Source organism: Streptomyces ferrugineus, from assembly GCF_015160855.1.
GTDB classification, from domain to species: domain Bacteria; phylum Actinomycetota; class Actinomycetes; order Streptomycetales; family Streptomycetaceae; genus Streptomyces; species Streptomyces ferrugineus.
In genome coordinates this window covers 5,528,610-5,549,019 of record NZ_CP063373.1, presented here as the reverse complement: position 1 = coordinate 5,549,019, position 20,410 = coordinate 5,528,610, and the positions used below count along the sequence as shown (strand labels likewise).

Annotated in this window: 8 protein-coding genes; 3 read left to right on the top strand and 5 right to left on the bottom strand. The window is 73.9% G+C overall.

Annotated features, from left to right (window positions below; translation table 11 throughout):
* Window position 1: 1 nt before the first annotated feature.
* From IM697_RS25075 to IM697_RS25055, 5 genes are read right to left on the bottom strand one after another with little or no spacing between them, the layout of a single operon-like run.
* Window positions 2–1,312: a cytochrome P450 gene (locus tag IM697_RS25075; RefSeq protein WP_228044166.1), complete on the bottom strand. Its 1,311-nt coding sequence runs from the start codon at window positions 1,310–1,312 to the stop codon at window positions 2–4.
* Entirely contained in the window at window positions 1,309–1,938 is a 630-nt protein-coding gene (locus tag IM697_RS25070; RefSeq protein ID WP_194038356.1) for a GTP-binding protein, read from the bottom strand. Before IM697_RS25070 ends, IM697_RS25075 begins: the two co-directional genes overlap by 4 nt.
* Window positions 1,910–2,272, bottom strand: a complete 363-nt coding sequence (locus tag IM697_RS25065; RefSeq protein WP_194038355.1) for a DUF742 domain-containing protein — start codon at window positions 2,270–2,272, stop codon at window positions 1,910–1,912. The genes IM697_RS25070 and IM697_RS25065 overlap by 29 nt, the downstream gene beginning before the upstream one ends.
* Window positions 2,269–2,691: a roadblock/LC7 domain-containing protein gene (locus tag IM697_RS25060; RefSeq protein ID WP_194038354.1), complete on the bottom strand. Its 423-nt coding sequence runs from the start codon at window positions 2,689–2,691 to the stop codon at window positions 2,269–2,271. Before IM697_RS25060 ends, IM697_RS25065 begins: the two co-directional genes overlap by 4 nt.
* Entirely contained in the window at window positions 2,688–4,175 is a 1,488-nt protein-coding gene (locus tag IM697_RS25055; protein WP_194038353.1) for an ATP-binding protein, read from the bottom strand. The genes IM697_RS25060 and IM697_RS25055 overlap by 4 nt, the downstream gene beginning before the upstream one ends.
* 236 nt (window positions 4,176–4,411) lie before the next feature.
* Here IM697_RS25055 and IM697_RS25050 point away from each other — a divergent pair, with 236 nt between their 5' ends.
* From IM697_RS25050 to IM697_RS25040, 3 genes are all read left to right on the top strand, one after another.
* A complete protein-coding gene (locus IM697_RS25050; RefSeq protein WP_194038352.1) occupies window positions 4,412–4,648 on the top strand; it encodes a hypothetical protein in 237 nt (78 codons plus the stop codon).
* A gap of 292 nt (window positions 4,649–4,940) precedes the next feature.
* Window positions 4,941–6,674: a fatty acyl-AMP ligase gene (locus tag IM697_RS25045; RefSeq protein ID WP_194038351.1), complete on the top strand. Its 1,734-nt coding sequence runs from the start codon at window positions 4,941–4,943 to the stop codon at window positions 6,672–6,674.
* A gap of 135 nt (window positions 6,675–6,809) precedes the next feature.
* On the top strand, window positions 6,810–20,390 hold the full coding sequence (locus IM697_RS25040; RefSeq protein ID WP_194038350.1) for a type I polyketide synthase: 13,581 nt from the start codon (window positions 6,810–6,812) through the stop codon (window positions 20,388–20,390).
* Window positions 20,391–20,410: the final 20 nt, after the last annotated feature.

Sequence of the window (20,410 nt, the reverse complement as noted above, 5' to 3'; positions counted from 1 at the left end):
GCTAGGGGGTGTTGTGAGCGTCCCGTGCGGTGCCTGCGGTGTTCGGTGCGCCGAGGGTGCGTGCCGGGCGCCGCGGGTGCTGTGCGGGACTCTCACAACACCCCCTGGGGCTGAACCGGACGGGCAGGGAGGTCAGTGAGCGGTGGAAGGGGCCGGGCCGCCATGTCAGGCGCGCCCGCGGCAGGACCGGCTCCAGGTCCGGGAGCCACTGGGTGAGCCGCTCGATCGCCTCGGTGGCGATGAGCAGCGTGTGCTGCCGCACCGGGCAGGCGTGCGGACCCGCCGACCAGGACAGGTGCGAGGCGTCCCGGGGGTGGCGGCCGCCGGTGGCCTCCCGCTCGGCGAAGTGGGCGAGCGCCCCGTACGAGACGACCACCGGCACCGCGGACCTGATCCACGTGCCGTGGAAGGACACCGGGCTGCGCGCGTAGTGGATGCCGTAGTTGGCCAGCGGTGTCTCGTGGTGCAGCACCTCCACCACCGCCTCCGTCACGGGGCGGGCGCCGCTGGTGAGGGTGGAGTAGTACAGCGGGTTGCCGAGGATGCGCGACAGCGCGTTCGACACCAGGTTCGCCGTCGGCTCGTGCCCGGCGCCCAGGGTGAGGAACACCTGCCAGGTGACCTCCTCGGGGGTGAGCCCGGCGGGGTGGTCCAGGAGCCGGCTCGGCAGGTCGTCGCCCCGCTCCTCGGTCTTGGCGGCGATCAGCTCCAGCACGTAGCCGCCGAACTCCGCCTCGCCCTCGGCCGCCTCGGCGCCGCCCTCCATCATCTTGCCCAGCGCGGTGTTGAGCCGGTCGCTGTGGCTGTCGGGCAGCCCGAAGAGGCTGTTGAACACCAGCGCCATCAGCGGTCGCGCGAACTCGGCGACCAGATCGGCCTCGCCCTTGGGCCCGATGCGGTCCACCAGCACCCGCACCGCCCGGTGCACCCGGGCCCGCAGATCGTGCGGCTCGATCCGGTCGAAGGTGTCGATCAGCGAGGTCCGGTACCGGACGTGGGCCGCACCGTCGGCGAACAGGGTGTTGGGCCGCCAGCGCATCATGCCCAGGATCGGCGAGTCGTCGGCGACCGTGGCCTCCCACGGCCGCGGGTCGTGCGAGAACGTGTCCGTGTCGCGCAGCAGATCCAGCGCCGCCCGCCGGTCGGTGACGACGTACGCCGGCACACCGGGCGCCAACTCCGCCCAGCCGACCGGCCCTTGGGCGCGCAGGGCGTCGTAGTAGGAGTACGGATCCAGCGCGAAGCCGTCCTCCCACAGCCGCACGGGCGCCGAGTGGGGGAATGCCTGCCGGTCGGGCGATCGGGTGGTCACCGGTCCTCCGGAGCGTGACGGTCGATGAGGTGCTGGACCAGCGCGAGCAGCGCGTCGACGGACGAGTCGGCGTCCCGTGCGTCACACGTCACCATCGGTGTGCCCGCCTCCAGGTCCAGGGCGGCGCGCAACTGTTCCTCGGTGTGGTGCCTTGGCGCGTCCGGAAAGGCGTTGAAGGCGACCGCGTACGGCAGCCCCGACTCCTCCACCAGTCCCAGCACGTCGAACGACGCGTCGATGCGACGGCTGTCGACCAGGACCAGCGCCCCCAGCGCCCCGTACGCGATGTCGTCCCACAGCGGCCGGAACCGCTCCTGGCCGGGTGTGCCGAACAGATACAGCACGACGCCGCCCGGCAGGCTGATCCGGCCGAAGTCCACGGCGACGGTGGTCGTCGCCTTGTCCCGCACCCCGGCCAGGTCGTCCAGCGGCGCGGACGCCTCGCTGATCGGCTCCTCGGTGTGCAGCGGGCGGATCTCGGAGACCGAGCCGATCAGGGTCGTCTTGCCCACGCCGAAGGGGCCGGCGACGAGGATCTTGACCAGGTCGCGGGCGGTGTCGGGCAGGTGGACGTCGACCGGCGGTCTCGCCGTGCCGCTAGGTGTGCTTGAGGGCGCGAAGGCCATCGGCCACTCTCTTCAGCAAATCGGGGTCGAAGCGTTGGGCGGGCGGGATCGGCGCCCTGGACGACGCCAGGTCCCGGTCGATCAGCTCGCCCGCCAGGACACGCACGGCGGACACCGGCAACCGCAGCAGCGCCGCCGCCTCCACCACCGTGAGCGAACCGTCGTTCAGGGCGTCCAGCAGGGCGAGTTGGGCGGCGGGCAGACCGGCGGGCGCGGCGGCGCCGGTACTGGTGAGCACCGACAGCCGCTCCAGCTGGGGGCGGCTGGGCCGGGCCACGCCGCCGGTCGACAGATACGCGGGAACCAGGGGGCGGCCGCCACGGCGGCCGGTCATGCCGGCGCGCCGCCGTCGGCACCTCGGGACGCGGCGGCCATCGCCTTCTCGCCGAGCCGCGCCACCTGGGAGTGCACCCGGTGCGCGAGCAGATCCAGGCGCACCTCCCCGTCCCCGTACGCGGCCACACACGTGCCGTGGTCCGTCGGCACGATCAGCACATACCCGTGGTCCGACTCGATGACGACCTGGCGCACCTCGGCCCGCTCCCGGTCGGCGAACGCCGCGGCCGCCGTCCGGCACGCCCCCTGTACGGTGCTGGTGATCGCCGCCACCCGCTCGGCCGAGGGCCGGGTCAGCGCGTCGGTGTACCCGGTCACCAGCCCGTCCCGCGTGAGCAGCACGGCGGCCACCACATGCGGCACCTGCAGGATCGGTTCGAGCACCCAGGCCGTGTCGCCGGCATCGCGGCTGGTCATCGAGCCGTTCCCCCTTCGTGTTCATGGTCGGTCTGATCGGTGTCGTCGTGCCCGGTGTCCGGCACGGCGGTGGAGTCGTCGTCCGCCGGCTCACCGGACGCGGACCGGGCCGCGGCGGTACCGGCCTGCAGCGCCCCCAGCGCCGCGGCGGCCTCCTCCGGGCGGCGTGCCGCGGGTCTCGGTTCGGGCGTGTCGCCGGACGTCGCCGCCATCCGCCTACGGCGCCGGCGCTGTGGCAGACCGCCGGTGTCCCGTGGGGCGTGATGCCCGGACGCGGCGTCGGAGGCGCCGTCGGGCTCGGTCCCGTACCCGTGCGTGCTGCCGGTCGCTTCGGTGTGCGTGGGGGAGGCGACGGACGCCTCAGGTCGCGAGTCGCGTGCCGCCTCGACGGGTGCCTCCTCCCGCTCGGCCGGGCGCGTGGAGCGCGGCGCGCTGGCCGCCGGCGGGCGCTCGTCGGGGTCGATACGGCTGAGCAGCTGGCTGTCGACCCGCAGCACCGCCCGCACCCCGCCGTACGGCGACGGCGACGACAGGTCGACGTCCAGATCGAACTGCCGGGTGAGCTGCCCGATCGCGGCGAGCCCCATGCGGGGCGGATCGCCCAGTTCGGTGAGGAGGATCGGCTCGGAACCGGCCACCAGCCGCTGGGCGCGGGCGCGTTCGTCCTGGGTCATGCCCAGGCCCGCGTCGTCGACGGTGACGCAGACGCCGTGGTGGACGTGCTCCAGGTTGACCTGGATCTCGGTGTCCGGCGCGGAGTGCCGCAGCGCGTTGTCGAGGAGCTCGGCGACGATGATCGCGACCGGCTCGACGGCGTGCGACACGAGCCCGGTGCCCGCGGTGAGGTGGTTGTGGATCCGGACCCGGTGGTAGCCCGCGAGCCGGGCCTGGCCGCCGGTCACCGCGTCCACCAGGTGCGACTCCTCGCGGGCGAGCCCGACCCAGGCTCCGCACACCACGGCGGCGACCTGCGCCCGCCGCAGCGACTGCTCGTTCTCGTGGTCCAGTTGGAACAGGGTCTGCGCCAACTCCGGTTCGTCGTACTTCTGCTGCAGCCCGCGCAGCGCGTCCTGGAGCCGGTAGAGGGCCGCCTGGATCTCGCGTGTCGCCCCGCGCATGCCGGCCTGTGCGGCGGCGTCGATCCGGGTGCGCTGTGCGGCCAGCTCGACGCGCAGCCCGTTCAGCACGTGTTCCAGCGCCGGGCCGATCGGCGTGTGCGAGGTCTGCGGATGCAGCGGGCCCGGAACGGGGACATGCGGATGCGCCATCTGCTGGGCGGCGGCCGGGACACGCCGGGTCGCCAGATGCTCGATCTCGGCCGTGAACGCCTTCACCGCGCCGTCGAGTTGGCGGCGCAGCGCGGTGATCTCGGCCCGTTGGCGCGCCTGTTGCCGCTGTGCGTGCAGCAGCCCGCCGCCCAAGGCGAGCGCGGACACGATGCCGACGGCGAGACCGCCGGTCGCCAGGTCCGGTAATTCGATCATCGAGTCGGTTCCAGAGGTCGGTTCGGGGCAGTCGGGCAGGGCTGGTTCCGAGGGCCGTCGGTGAGCCGCTCGCAGCACAGTACACACCGTCATCGATCGATCTCGCACGGTCGACAGATACTTCGCTTCGAAAGTGAAGCAACTCTGCTCACTTCTGCGTGGACTGTCTGAATTGACGGCCGGGCGGCGGGTACCCGGCGACCAGGTCAGGAGAAACGACGCTGGAGGAGGCCCGTATGACCAGTGGCACGGAGACCGGCGGCATCACCGGTACGCAGGACAAGGACTACAACCTGATCTGGTACGTGGAGGCGTGTCTGAACAACGCGCTGCGGCTGGAGACCTACATCGAGGACGCGGAACGCGGCAAGGACACCGAGGCGGCCGACCTGTTCCGCAAGGCCCAGGCCGACAGCCGCAAGGGCGCCGAACTGGGGAAGTCGCTGCTGCGCAAGCGACTGGGCGAGGGCTGAGCCAAGCCCTCTCGCGCAGCCCGGACACCGAGATCGCCGAGGTGTCCGGGCTTTCGCCGGTATGGAGGCCGAAAGGTGCGGCCGACGGGACCCCCGGTGCGCCAACTCGGTTTCGACACGTAGGGTTTACATTTGTTCGGCCCGCCGAACCGGTGGGATTGCTATGGTGCTACTCGCCGGTAGCAAGCTGGACGGGGGGATGGCCGCCGACCGAGCGATCCGTGCTCAACCCGCATCTGACCCTCGAACTCCAGTTCGTCGTCCTTCGATGCAGACAGGTGAGACTCGCAACATGGTTCGATCCCTGGTCGATCTGCTCTCCCAGCACGCCGCGCACCACCCCGACCGCACCGCCTACCGCTACCTCGTCACCGGTGACTGCGACGGCGAGATCCAGGAGATCTCCTACGGCCGTCTCGCCGAGCGGTCCCGGGCCGTCGCCGCCTGGCTCCAGGAGCGCGGCCTCGCCGGATCCCGCGCCATGCTGCTGTACCCGCCCGGCCCGGAGTTCATCTGCGGCTACCTCGGCTGCCTCGCGGCCGGCGTCGTCGCCGTGCCGGGCGTCCCGCCGCAGGGCCGTACGCAGAACCACCGCGCCCTGACCCGCATGAAGCGGCTGATCGCCGACGCCGACGCCAAGGTGATCCTGGGCGGCCGCGAGGTGATCACGGCCCTGTCCGGCCTGGCGGAGCACCTGCCCGAGCTCGACGGCGTCACCCGCGTCGCCACCGAGGACATCCCCGACGCGGCCGCCGCCTCCTGGCGCGAGCCCGACCTCGACGCCGACTCGGTCGCCTTCCTCCAGTACACCTCCGGATCCACCTCCGCCCCACGCGGCGTGATGGTCACCCACCAAAACCTGCTGGACAACGAGCGGGTCATCACCGAGCGTATGGGCCACACCCCGGACGTCATCGCGGAGTACGGCCACGAGATGTTCGTGAGCTGGCTGCCCATGTACCACGACATGGGCCTCATAGGCCCCGTCCTCAACACCATCCACCTCGGTGTCACCGCCACCCTCTTCTCGCCGCTGCACTTCCTCCAGCAGCCCCAGCGCTGGCTGACCGCGATCAGCCGCTACCGCCCGCACACCAGCGGCGCCCCCAACTTCGCCTACGAGCTGTGCCTGAAGCACGCCACCCCCCGGCTCCTCGACGAACTCGACCTCAGCGGCTGGAGGGTCGCCTTCAACGGCGCCGAACCGGTACGCGCCGCCACCCTGCGACGCTTCACCGACACCTTCGCCCCGGCCGGCTTCCGCCGCGAGGCCCTCTACCCCTGCTACGGACTCGCCGAGGCCACCCTGATGGTCACCGGCAGCGCGGTCCCCGCCCCGCCCACCCTGCTCGCGCCCCCCGAGACCGGCCCGCACGCCGGCCAGTCCGACGCCGCGGCCGTCAGCTCCGGCCGCCCCGGCCCCGACGTCACCGTCGTCATCGCCGACCCCGAACGGCGCGAGGAGCTGCCCGAGGGCGAGACCGGCGAGATCTGGGTGCGCGGCGCGAGCGTCGCCAAGGGCTACTGGCGCAACGCCCTCGCCACCCGCGAGACCTTCCGCGCCACCCTGACCGGCCACGACGGCAGCTTCCTGCGCACCGGCGACCTCGGATTCCTGCGCGACGGTGAACTGTTCGTCACCGGCCGCCTCAAGGACCTCATCGTCATCGACGGCCGCAACCACTACCCGCAGGACCTGGAACTGACCGCCGAGATGGCCCACCCGGCGCTGCGGCCCGGCTGCACCGCCGCGTTCTCCGTCGACGGCAACGACGGGGGAGCGGGCGGCGAACAGACCGTCCTCGTCGCCGAGATCGCCCCGGACGCGGTGTCCGAGGCCGAGAAGATCATCGACGTCGTGCGCAGCGGGATCGGCGAGGCCCACGGCCTGTCCGTGCGCGACGTCGTCCTGGTCCGGCCGGGCACCATCCCCAAGACCTCCAGCGGCAAGATCCAGCGCCGCGCCTCCCGGGCCGCCTACCTCGACGGCACCCTCGCCGCGGTCACCGCGCCCACCCCGAGCTGACACCGCCCGGCCGATCGTCGTACGCCGACGAGAACAGCCGTACGACGCCCGCAGCGGCCGTTTCCACCACCCCGAGCCCCGTGCGTCGTACGGCCGCCCCGCCCTTTGCCCGAATCCCCGAGGACACCTCTCCAGATGCCTGCGCACGCGTCCCCGAAGCAGTCCCCCGAGCCGTCCCTCACCACTGAGGAGGGCGTGCGGGTCTGGCTGGAGTCGGCCGTCGCCGAGACGGCCGGGCTCGATCCGCTGGCCGTCGACCCCGACCGCCCGATCGCCGAGTTCGGGCTGGGATCGCGGCAGTTGGTGACCCTGGCCGCAGAGCTGTCCGCCCTGACCGGCCGCGGCCTGGACCCGTCCCTCGTCTTCAACCACCCCACCATCGCCGCGCTCGCGAAGGCGGTCTTCGCCGACGTGCCCGCACGGACCCCGGCGGAGATCCCCGCGCCGGACGACACCCCCGTGCGCGCCGGGGACGACATCGCGATCATCTCCATGGCCTGCCGGTTCCCCGGCGGCGCCGACCACCCCGAGGCGCTGTGGCGGCTGCTGGCGCAGGGCGAGGACGCCATCACCGAGGTGCCGGCGGGCCGTTGGCACACCCAGGGGCTGCACGACCCCGACCCGGAGGCCACCGGCAAGGCGTACTCGCTGCACGGCGGCTACCTCTCCGGCATCGACCGCTTCGACGCGGCCTTCTTCGGGATCTCGCCGCGCGAGGCCGCCGCCATGGACCCCCAGCAGCGGCTGCTACTGCGGACCGGCTGGGAGGCGATCGAACGCGCCGGGATCGTCCCCGAGACGCTGAACGGCAGCTCCACGGGCGTCTACATCGGCCTCTACGACAGCGGATACCTGGCCTCGGCCGCCCTGGACCAGCTCGACGGGCACGTCGGCACCGGCTCGGCGGCCAGCGTGGCGTCCGGCCGCATCGCCTACACCCTCGGCCTTCAGGGCCCGGCGGTCACCGTCGACACCGCCTGCTCGTCGTCCCTGGTCGCACTGCATCTGGCGGCGCGGGCGCTGGCGGGCGGGGAGTGCGACCTGGCACTGGCGGGCGGCGCGACGCTGCTGGTGACGCCGCGCGGGCACGTCGAGTTCAGCAGGCTGCGCGGGCTGTCGCCGTCCGGGCGGTGCAGCCCCTTCTCGGCCGACGCCGACGGCGTGGTGTGGGCCGAGGGCTGTGGAGTGGTGCTGCTGAAGCGGCTCGCCGACGCGCGCCGTGACGGCGACCGGATCCTCGCGGTCGTCAAGGGCTCGGCGATCAACCAGGACGGCCGCAGCCAGGGCCTGAGCGCCCCCAACGGCCCCGCCCAGGAACGCGTCCTGCGCGCCGCCCTCGACGCGGCCGGGCTGCAGCCGCACGACCTGGACCACATCGAGGCGCACGGCACCGGCACCCGGCTCGGCGACCCCATCGAGGGCAATGCCCTGGCCGCCGTGTTCGGCCCCGACCGCCCCGCAGGCCGCCCCCTCGGCGTCGGCTCCCTCAAGTCCAACATCGGCCACACCCAGGCCGCCGCGGGCATCGCCGGCGTCATCAAGACCGTGCTGGCCCTCGGCCACGAACGCATACCGGCCTCCCTGCACGCCGAGACGGCGACCGAGCACGTCGACTGGGCACACAGCGGCCTGCGCGTGCTGAGCGAGGCGCACGCCTGGCCACGGGATGCCGAGCGGGTGCGGCGCGCGGGCGTGAGCGCCTTCGGGATCAGCGGCACCAACGCCCATGTGGTGCTGGAGGAAGCGCCTGAGGACCGGCCCCAGCCGCCCGGCGACCTCCCCGGCAGCACCCTCTTCCCGGTCTCGGCCCGCACCCTCCCCGCACTCCGGGGCCAGGCCGACCGCCTCCGCCGAACCCTTGAGCAGCGGCCCGAGTTGCCGCTCCCCGCGGTCGCCGCCACCCTGGCCCACCACCGCACCCACTTCGAGCACCGTGCCGTCGTCCAGGCCGCCGACCGCGCGCAACTGCTCACCGCCCTGCGCGCACTCACCGAGGACCGGACCGACACCGACCTGACCGTCGGCCCCCAGCAGCCCCTCCCGGTGGGCAAGCTGGCGTTCGTCTTCCCCGGCCAGGGATCCCAGTGGCCCGGCATGGCACGCGATCTGCTCGACCGCGACCCGGTGTTCGCCGACGAACTCGACCGCTGCGACGCCGCCCTGCGCCCGTTCACCGACTGGTCGGTCACGTCCGTCCTGCGGGGCGACGCGGGCGCCCCGAGCCTGGACCGGGTCGACGTCGTCCAGCCGGTCCTCTTCGCCGTGATGGTGTCGCTGGCCGCCGTGTGGCGGGCGCGCGGAGTACGGGCGGACGCGGTCGTCGGACACAGCCAGGGCGAGGTTGCCGCGGCCTGCGTCGCCGGGGTGCTCAGCCTCAACGACGCCGCGGCCGTGGTCGCCCTGCGCAGCCAGGCCCTGACCGAACTGTCCGGTTCCGGCACGATGGCCGTCGTCGCCCTGCCGCACACCGAGGTCGAGGACCGACTCGCCGACCACGGCGGCGAGATCGACGTCGCCGCCGTCAACAGCGGCCGCTCGACCGTGATCGCCGGTGCCGTGGACGCCGTGGATGCGCTGCTCGCCGACCTCGACCGGCAGCAGATCTTCGCCCGGCGCCTCGACGTCGACTACGCCTCCCACACCGAGCGGGTCGAGCCGATCCGCACCACGATCCTCGACGAACTCGACGGGGTCACCACCTGCCCCACGTCCGTCGCCTGGTACTCCACCGTCACGGGCGAACCGGTCACCGCCGTACTCGAAGCCGACTACTGGTACACCAACCTGCGCGAACCCGTCCGCTTCGCGCCCACCGTCGAGCGCATGGTCGCCGACGGCTACCGCCACTTCGTCGAACTCGCCCCGCACCCGTCCCTGCTCACCGCCCTGCGCACCATCGACGAGGACCTGGTCGCCGTCGGCTCCCTGCGCCGCGACGAGGACGGCCCCGCCTGCCTGGACCGTGCCGCCGCCGAACTCCACGCCCACGGACGGCGGATCGACTGGCGCCGCCTGGTTCCGCAGACGACTCCGGTCAACCTGCCGACCTACGCCTGGGACGAACAGCGTCACTGGACCGAGCCCGCCACCACGGAAGCCGCCCCCGGCTTCCTCGACCGCGCCGCGCACCCCTTGCTCGGCATCCAGCTGCAGTCGGCGGACGAGACCCGCTGGACCTTCCGCAACGAGTGGTCCCCGGCCACCGCCGACTGGCTGCCCGACCACACCGTCTTCGGCCGGACCGTGGTCTCGGGCACCACCCTGATGGAACTCTGCCGCGCCGCCCTGGCCGCGGCCCGCCCCGACACCCCCGCCGACGTCACCGACCTGCTCCTCCTGGCACCCCTCACCCTGCCCGGCGCCGGCACGGTCGAGGTGTCCGTCGAGGTGATCACCGCCGGACCGGTGCCGGAGATCACGGTCCACAGCCGCCCCCGCGGCCAGGAGCCGACGGACTGGACCCTGCACGCCACCGCGTCCGCCGCCGACCCGACCGCCATGCCCGCCGACGTGCCCCCGACCTGGCCCGAGACGGCCGAACCGGCCTGGCCCGAGGACACCTACGCGCACCTGACCCGGCTCGGCCTCGGCTACGGCCCCGCCTTCCAGGGCGTACGACAGGCCACCGCGACCGGCGACGGGACCGTGCTGGCCCGCCTCTGCCTGCCGCCCGTGGCCCGCGACACGGCCGACCCCTACCCGGTGCACCCGGCACTCCTGGACGCCGCCCTCCACGTGGCCGCCGCGCTCGACGCCTCCGACCAGCGTGTCCTGCTGCCGGTCGCGGTGGCCCGCTGCGTCCTGCCGCCCGGTGGGGCGACGGAGCTGACCGCGGCGGTGCGCCGGACCGGCGGCTCGGGCACGGACCTCACGCTGGACGTGGCCCTGTGGGACGCCGACGGCTTCCCGGCGGGCCGCCTGGAAGGCGTACGCCTGCGGGCCGCCAACCCGGCCGACCTCAACAGCGGGTCGGAGAACGGGCGGCACCTGTACGAGGTGGCGTGGACGGCCGCAGCAGGCGAAGAGGAGGACGCCGACACCGTCGTACGGTTCTGGCCCGGGACCACAACGGACACCGAACCGGCCGCCGCAGCCCACGAGTTGGCGGCCACGGCGCTTGCCGAATTGCAGGCCCTGATCGCGCTCCCGCCGGAGGAGGCGCCCGCACGCACGGTCTGGATAACCCGCGGAGCAGTCGCAACGGCCGACGGTGAGACCGTTTCCGGGCTCGCACAGTCGGTGCTGTGGGGGCTGGCACGCGGTGCCCGTGCCGAACACCCCGACCTCGGGTTGACCCTCCTCGACCTCGACGGCGCGGACGAACTGCCGCCGCTGCCGGCCGATGAGCCCGAACTCGCCCTGCGCGGCGGCCAATTGCTCGCCCCGCGCCTGATACGAGCCCGTCCCGAACCGCCCGGGAGCCCTGCGCGGATCCCCACCGACGGAACCGTGCTCATCACCGGTGGCCTCGGGGCGGTGGGCCGCCACATCGCCCGGATGCTCGCCGAGAACGGCGTCCCTCGCTTCCTGCTGACGTCCCGTCAAGGAGTCGAGGACCCTCGCCTGGCGGAGGCCACCGCCGAACTCACCGCCCTCGGCGCCGAGGTCGAGGTCGCCGCGTGCGACGTCGCCGACGCGGCGGCCGTGACGGACGTACTTGGCCGTATCGGGGACCTGCGCGGGGTCGTGCACTGTGCCGGCGTGCTCGCCGACGGGGTCGTCGCCGAGCTGAGCCCCGAGCGCCTCGCCCAGGTGCTGCGTCCCAAGGTCGACGGCGCCGCCCACCTGCACCGGCTCACCGCCGATCACCCGCTCGACCTCTTCCTGTTGGTCTCCTCCGCCGCGGGAGTCGTCGGCAACGCGGGCCAGGCCAACTACGCGGCCGCCAACGTCTTCCTCGACCAACTCGCCCAGCACCGCCGCGCCCTGGGCCTGCCCGGCGTCTCGGTCTCCTTCGGTGCCTGGGCGGGGGAGGGGCTCGCCGCCGAGCACGCCGACCTGGAGCGGATGACCCGGCTCGGTCACCGCGCCCTGACCCCCGACCAGGGCCGCGACCTGACCGAACTCGCCCTGCGCCGCGACGCCCCCCACCTGGTCGCCTGGGCCCTGGACCTGCCCCGGCTCAGGGCCACCGCGCCCACCGACGCACTGTGGCGCTCCCTGCTCCCCGCGACCCGCCCGGCCCAGCCCGGCACCCGCACCCTGGCCGACCGCCTGGCCCGGCTGCCGGCACCAGAACGCGCCGCGCGCGTCCTCGCCCTGGTCCGCGAGGAGGCCGCCCACGCGCTCGGCCTGCGCTCGGCGGAGTCCGTCCGCCCCGACCAGCCGCTGCGCGATCTCGGCATGGACTCGGTGACCGCGGTCGACCTGCGCAACCGCATCAGCGCCCGCATCGGCACCAGGCTCCTCGCCACCCTGCTCTTCGACCACCCCACGCCGACCCGCCTGAGCGAACACCTGCTGACCGGTGCCCTGGCGACAACGGCCCGCCCGAGCCGCCAGGCCGCACCCGCACCCGCATCTCCACCCGCACCCGCATCTCCACCCGCACCCGCCTCCTCCTCCGACGAGCCGGTGGCCCTCGTCGCCATGGCCTGCCGGCTGCCAGGCGGAGTCACCGACCCCGAGGGCCTGTGGCGCCTGGTCGCGGAGGGCCGGGACGCCGTCGGACCGTTCCCGGCGGGACGGTGGGACGTCGAGTCGCTGTACGACCCCGACCCGGACGTGCCCGGCAAGTCATACGCCCGCGAGGGCGGCTTCCTCGACGACATCGAGTCCTTCGACGCGGCCTTCTTCGGCATCACCCCGAAGGAGGCGGCGGCCATGGACCCGCAGCAGCGGCTGCTGCTGGAGACGGCCTGGGAGTCGCTGGAGCGCGCCGGCATCGTGCCGGCCGAACTGGCGGGCAGCACCACCGGCGTGTACGTCGGCATGTTCGGCAGCGACTACCTCTCCGGCACCCGCCTCGACCAACTCGACGGATACGTCGGCACGGGCTCCGCCCTGAGCGTGGCCTCCGGCCGCCTCGCCTACACACTGGGGCTGAACGGGCCCGCGCTGACCGTGGACACGGCGTGCTCCTCGTCGCTCGTGGCCGTGCACCTGGCGGCGCAGGCGCTGCGCGCGGGAGAGTGCGATCTGGCGCTCGCCGGCGGCGTCACCCTGATGGTCACGCCGCAGACCTTCGTCGAGTTCAGCCGGCTGCGCGGCCTGTCCCCGACCGGCCGCTGCCGCTCCTTCTCCGACGCCGCCGACGGCGCCATCTGGGCCGAGGGCGCCGGGATGGTCGTACTGAAGCGGCTGAGCGACGCCCGGCGCGACGGCGACCGGATCCTGGCCGTGCTGCGCGGCACCGCCGTCAACCAGGACGGCCGCAGCCAGGGCCTGTCCGCGCCCAACGGACCCGCGCAGGGGCAGGTGATCCGCCGCGCCCTGGCCCGGTCCGGGCTGCGGGCCGAGGACATCGACCACGTCGAGGCGCACGGCACGGGCACGACGCTGGGCGACCCGATCGAGGCGAACGCCCTCGCGGAGGTCTTCGGCGCCTCGCGCGCCGAGGGACGCCCGCTGTACCTGGGCTCGCTGAAGTCCAACGTGGGACACACCCAGGCGGCCTCGGGCGTGGTCGGCCTGATCAAGGTCGTGCAGTCCCTGCGCCACGAGACCCTGCCGCGCACCCTGCACGCCGACACGCCCAGCCGGCACGTCGACTGGGCGGACAGCGGACTGCGCGTACTGAACGAGGCCCACGCCTGGCCACGGGATCCCGAACGGGTGCGGCGCGCGGGCGTCAGCGCCTTCGGGATCAGCGGCACCAACGCACATGTGATCGTGGAGGAGGCGCCCCAGTCCCAGTCCCTGTCGCCCGATCCCGCCGCCGAACCTCCCGCCGGCAAGCGCCTGTTCGTCCTCTCCGGCCGCGGCGAGGCGGGCCTGCGCGGGCAGGCCGCCGCTCTGGCACACCACCTCGCCCACGACTCCGCCGCGCTGCCGGACCTCGCCCACACCCTGGCCCGCCACCGCAGCCACTTCGAGCGGCGCACGGCGGTCGTGGCCGAGGACCGCGACGAACTTCGGGCCCTCCTGGGCGAGTTGGCGTCCGGGCGGATCCCGCTCCCCGCGCTCCGGGAGGAGCAGACGGGCAAGATCGCCTTCGTCTACGCCGGACACGGCGGTCAGTGGCCCGGCATGGGCCTCGACCTGATCCGGGAGTCGGACGCCTTCCGCGAGGAACTGACCCGCATCGACGAGGCCGTGCGGCGGCGCGCCGGCTGGTCGGTGCTCAACGCCCTGCGGGCGCCCGAGGAGTTCTCCCCGCTGGAGCGGACCGAGTACCTGCAGCCGACGCTGTTCGCGGTGAACGCGGCACTGACGGCCGCCTGGCGCTCGCTGGGCGTCTCCCCGGACGCCGTGACCGGGCACAGCCTCGGCGAGATCGCCGCCGCGTACAGTGCCGGCGCCCTCACCCTGGACGACGCCGTGGCCGTGGTGACCGGGCGGGCCCAGGCGGTCGTACCCGTCGCGGGCAAGGGCGGCATGCTCTCCCTGAACCTGCCCCGCCCCCGGGTCGAGGAACTGCTCGCCCCGTACGCCGGCCGCCTCTTCGTCGCGGCCGTCAACGGCCCGCACTCCACCGCCGTTTCGGGTGCCGCCGACGCACTGGCCGACCTGCGCCGGAGCCTCGACGAACAGGGCATCGAGGCCCGGTCGCTGTCGACCCCGTTCGCCTCGCACACCCCGCTGATGGCACCGCTGCGCGACGAACTGCTCGACCGCTTCGCCGGCATCCAGGGCGGCCACAGCGGCACCCCTGTGTACTCGACGGTGCTGGCGGAACCCGTTTCCGGCGACCGACTGGACCCCGAGTACTGGTACGCCAACCTCAGCGAGCCCGTCCGCTTCGCGGAGACCATCCGCCGCATGCTGGACGACGGTTACCGCTACTTCGTCGAGCTGAGCCCGCACCCCTCGCTGGGCTCCGCCGTCGAGGCGGTGGCGGCCGAGGCCGGAATCGACGCGGTGAGCGTCGGCACGCTGCGCCGCCAGCACGGCGGGCGGGACGCACTGCTCGGCAGGCTGGGAGAGCTGTACACAGCCAGCCACACCCCCGACTGGCGGGCCCTGTTCCCGGCGGGCCGCCGCGTCGACCTGCCCACCTACGCCTTCGCCCGCGAACGCCACTGGCTCGCCCCCGCGCCGACCACCGCCACCGGCGGCGCCTCACCGCTTCTGGGCACGCACGTCGAGGCCAGCGACGAGGCAGACCGGCACATCTTCCAGAGCGAGGTGGACCTGCGCGACAGCCGCTTCGCCTATCTCACCGACCACCGGGTGACCGGCGAGGTGTGGCTGCCCGGCGCCGCCTTCCTCGGCATGGCGCTGGAGGCCGCGTCCGTCGTACGGGACGGAGGTGACGTACGGCTCGCCGACGTGCGGTTCCTCCAGCCGCTGCGCCTCGACGAGTCCCGCCCGACCCGGCTGCAGCTCGTCCTGCGACCCGCCGCCGACGGCTGTTGGGACTTCACCATCGCCTCGGCGCCCACCGGCGACGGACGGCGCGCAGGCTGGGAACGCCACGTCGCCGGACGCGTCGCCGTCACCGGCGCCGAATCCGCCGCCGAGCCGCTCGCCGCACTGCGCGAACGGTGCACCGAGCAGGTCGATCTGCCCGGCGTCTACGGCGCTCTCGCCGCCCTCGGCATCGAATACGGCCCCGCCTTCCGCGGCCTGGAGTCCGGCCACCGCACCCATTCCGCCGCCCTGGCCCGGCTCGCCGACAAGCCCGCCGCCGGCCACCTGCTGCACCCGGCCGTCCTCGACGCCGCCTTCCACACCGCCGCGCTGCCCGCCGACGCACCGCAGGGACGGGCGTTCGTGCCCGCCGGAGTCGGACGGCTCCGCCACACCGGGCTGCGCACCACTCCCGTCTGGGTGACCTGCGAGCTGCGGTCGGTGTCCGGGGACACCGCGACCCTGGACCTTCGCCTGTACGACGAGCACGACCAACTGCTGCTGGAGGCGGAGGAGTTCGAGCTGGCCGCGCTCTCGCCGCTGGACGGGGCGCTGTTCGAGACCCGCTGGCAGCCGCGCCCGATCGCCGACGAACCGCCCCCGCGCGGAAGCTGGCTCGTCCTGGCCGACGAGACGGGCGTGGCGGCCGAGGTCGCGGAACGGCTCGCGACCGACGTGCCGTATGTGATCGCGCGAAAAGGGCGGACCTTCACCGCCGAAGGCCCCGGACGCTACGTCCTCGACCCGGCCGACCCGCACCACCTCGCGCGCCTGCTCGACGAGGCCTTCGCGAGCGAACCACCCGAGCGGATCGTCCAGTTGTCCGCCTTGGACGCCCCCGCGATCGAGGACGCCGGCACGGCACAGGAGGCGGCCCGGCTGTGCTGCCTGAGCACCCTGCACCTGGTGCGCACGCTCGCGGATCGTTCGCAGGGCGGCCGGACGCCCCGCCTCTTCGTCGTCGCACGGGGCAGCCAGGCCGCCGGTGACAGCACGCAGGTGACCCACCCCCAGCAAGCGCTCGCCTGGGGCTTCGGGCTCGCGTTGGCGCAAGAGCACCCCGAGCTGCGGACCACCCTCGTCGACCTGCCGGCGACGGGCGGCGCCGACGCCCTGTGGACCCAACTGCGGCACGCCGACGACGAACGGCTCGTCGCGCTGCGCGGGACCGGACGACTCGTACCCCGCCTGACCCGCACCCGCCCCGACGACGGCGGCCAGGGCGCGATCACTCCGGGCGGCGTGTACCTGATCACCGGTGGCCTGGGCGGCCTCGGGCGGGTCGTCGCCGAACGGCTCGCCGGCCGGGGCGCCCGCCGGCTGGCCCTGATGAGCCGCGGCGCGCCCACCGACGACGCCCTCGGCTGGATCCGGACGCTCGAAGAGCGGGGCGTGACCGTGCACCTGGCACGCGCGGACGTCGCCGACCGCGAAGGGCTGACGGCCGCCCTGGACGCCGTACGCCACGCACTCGGGCCGATCACCGGCGTCGTGCACGCGGCCGGCGTCCTGGACGACGCCACGATCGCCAACCTGACCGACGGGCGCGTCCTGCGCGTCCTCGCCCCCAAGGTCCTGGGCACCGCCCTGCTCACCGAACTCACCCCGGAAGCAGCCGACTTCGTGCTGTTCGCATCCGCGGCCGGCCTGCTCGGCTCGGCCGGACAGAGCCCGTACTCGGCGGCCAACGCCTTCCTCGACGCCTGGGCCCACCACCTCTCCCGTACCGACCGGCGGGCGCTCAGCCTGGACTGGGGTGCCTGGTCCGGCGTCGGCATGGTGGCCGAGTCCGGCACCCGCGAGGCCGAGACCGCCCGCTCGGGCCTGGTCGCCTTCTCCGCGCAGGACGGCGGTGAGCTGTTCGAACGCGTGCTGAGCACGGGCCGCCGCCAGCTCGCCCCGCTGGCCCTGGACTGGGAGATGCTGGCCCTCGACCCCGACGCCGCCCGCACCCGCCCGATCCTGGCCGACCTGGTCGCCGTCCCCACCGGCACACCCGGCACGGACGACCTGGTCAAGAAGGTGCTCGCGGCGACGAGCGACACCGAGCGGACCGTACGCCTGGAAGCGTACGTACGCGCCAGGATCGGCGAGGTCTCCGGCGGCGCGGTCCAGGTGTCCGCGACCACGGCCCTGAAGGAACTCGGCCTCGACTCCCTCATGCTGGTGCGCCTGCGCAACTCCTTCGCCCGCGAACTCGGCGTCGAACTCCCCGCCGCCACCGTCTTCTCGGCCGCCGACATCCGCGGCCTCGCCCAGGCCCTCGGCACGGCACTGCCCGAACGACGGACAGCGGCAGCGGACGAACCGGATCGGGCGACCGAGATTCCGGCGACCGAATCGCACACCGCGACCCGCGACGTCGTACGGCTGCTGCGCAGCGCCCAGCCGGGCATGCCGGACGCGGCCCACGCCGTCGGCCTCGCGGTACGTCTCACTACGCCCACCACCCGCGAGGCGCTCACCGGCATCCTCACCCGCCTCACCGCACGGCACGCGGCCCTGCGCACCGCCGTCGTCACCGCCGCCGAGGGCGGACGCCGGCTGAGCGTGCACCGCGAACTGCCGGAACCCCTGCTGCGGTGGACGGTCGTGCCGGACACCGCCGCCCTCGACGCCGCCGACCGGCTGCGCGAGCTCCTGGAGCCACCGTTCGACCTCGCGGCCGCGCCCCTGTGGCGATTCGAGCTGCTGGACGGCGGTGAGCGCGGCCAGGTCCTGGTGTACGGCGCCCACCACGCCGTCAGCGATCTGCAGTCGCTGCTGCTGGTGGCGGGCGAGATCGATGCCGAGCTGTCCGGTGCGGCACTCGGCGACACCGTCACCAACCGCGACGTCCAACTGCTGATCGAGGCCCAGCGGACCGGTGAGCACGCCGACGGGAGCACCGACGCGAGCGAGTGGCGCGAGGCGTTCCGGGGCAGCGCACGCCTCGACCTCGCCCTGAGCCGGCCGCGCCCGCAGACCCGCTCGTACCGCGCCGGCAGTGTCACCGTGCCGATCCCCGACGGGCTGACGGACCGGATCTCGGCCGCCGCGAGCCGCCTGGCCGTGACGCCCGCGGCCTTCTGCCTCGGCACCCTGACCGTCCTGCTGGCCCGGAAGCGCGAGCGGGAACGTTTCGTCCTCGCCGTGCCCGTGGACACCCGCATCCACGCCGACGCCTATGACGCGGTGGGCTTCTTCGGCGTGCCGGTGCCCTTCCCCGCCGAGGCGAACGCGGGGGAGCGGATCGAGGAGGTGCTGCGCCGCACCGACGGGCGGCTGGAGCGGGTGCTGACCAAGGGTGCCATGTTCTCCGACGTGCTGCCGGTGCTGGCCGAACAGGGGCTGTACCGGGCGAACGCGCCGCTGGTGGAGGTGTACTTCAACTACGTACGCGCCGCTCGCGGGCTGACCGGCCTGGAGGTGCTGCCGGCCGGGACCGGCTACTCGGACCTCGACCTGATGATCACCATGACCCCGGACGTGGGCCGGATCCGCCTCGACCACAACCTCGACATCCTGGACGCGGCGACGGTGGCCGAGCTGGGGGAGGAGTTGCTGAGTCTGCTGGCGGAGACGGCCGAGGATCCGTCGGGGCGGGTGCGTACGGATACACCGCACGCCGAGTCGCCCCGCAGGCTCGCGCTCGCCGCCACCTTCGCCCTCGGCAACCTGCCCCTGATGTGCGAGACGGCCGTCAACGAGTCGGCGCCGGACGGCAGCGTGACGACGGTCGCGGAAGCCCCGTACCACCATGTGACGGCGAGCCTGCGCGACCCCTCCGGAGTGTTCGCCGACCCGGCCACGACCGTGGGCGTCGTCCTGTTGCGGGCCACGGACCTGCAACGCTTCGGCCCGATCGACGACACGCTGCTCGCCGAACTGCGCACCGCCTACCCGGCCGCGCTGCGCGAGGTCGCCGAACGCACCCGCAAGCCGCTGATCGTCGGCTTCCCGCCCACCGCACAGGTCGAGGACCGCCTTGAGCGGTGGGAGCGGGAGATCGCCGCCGAACTGGCCGAGGTGCCCGGCATCGCCGTCCTCGGCCCCGGCGACTGGACCCGCCGCCACCCCGTCGACGACGTCTTCGACGAGCGCACCGAACGCGTGGCCCACCTGCCGTTCACCCCGCACTTCCAGGCGGCCGTCGCCCTTCGCCTCGCCGAGGCCGTGCGGTCCGTACGGCGCCCGGCGCCCAAGGTGATCGCGGTCGACGGCGACGAGACCCTGTGGGGCGGCGTGGCGGGCGAGATCGGCCCCGAGGCCGTGGACCTGACCGGTCCGCGAGCCCTGCTGGCGCACCGGCTGCTCCAGTGGCGCGCGGCGGGCGCGCTGCTGGTGCTGGTCAGCAACAACGACGAGGACACCGTCCGCGCCGTACTGGACCGCGCGGACAGCCTGCTGAAGGCGGACCACTTCAGCGTGCTCTCGGCGGCCTGGGGCCCCAAGCCGACCCGCCTCGCCGATACGGCGCGCACGCTCAACCTCGGCCTGGACAGCTTCCTCTTCCTCGACGACAACCCGGCCGAGATCGCCAGGATGCGCGCCGCGCTGCCGCAGGTGCTGTCGGTGACCTGCCCGCCGGCGGCCGAACTACCGGACTTCCTGGGCCGGTTGTGGCCGCTGGTCCCCGCGGCGGGGACGGCCGAGGACGCGCTGCGGGCGCGGTTCTACGAGCAGGAGCGGGAGCGGGACGCCGTACGGGAACAGGCCGGATTCGAGGAGTTCCTGGAGCAGTTGGAACTGGAGGTCGAGGTCCGGGCGCTGGCCGACGCCGATGTGCGGCGGGCCGAGCAACTCCTGCGCCGCACCAACCAGTTCACTCTCCGCGCCCGCTCTGCCGACGGCGGCGACGTCGCCCGGTGGCGCGAGCACGGCGAGATCTGGACGGCGTCGGCCCGTGACCGCTTCGGCGACTACGGCCAGATCGGCCTCCTCGCCGTGCGCCGCGAGGGCGACCAACTCGACGTTTTGGCCTGGCTGATGAGCTGCCGGGCGCTCGGTCGGGGTGTCGAGGAACGGCTCCTGCGGTGGCTGGCCGAGCGCGCCGAGGAACTGTGCTGCGCCAAGGTCCGCCTGACGGCGGAACGCACCGCGCGCAACGCCCCGGCCCGCCGGCTGCTGTCGGCACTGGGCGGCGGCGATCAGGACGACGACCGACTGGAGGCCGTCGTCACACCGGAGCACCTGAGGACGTTCCGCTCTTGGCGGCGCCCATGACGGTACGGGGTGGCGTGCGT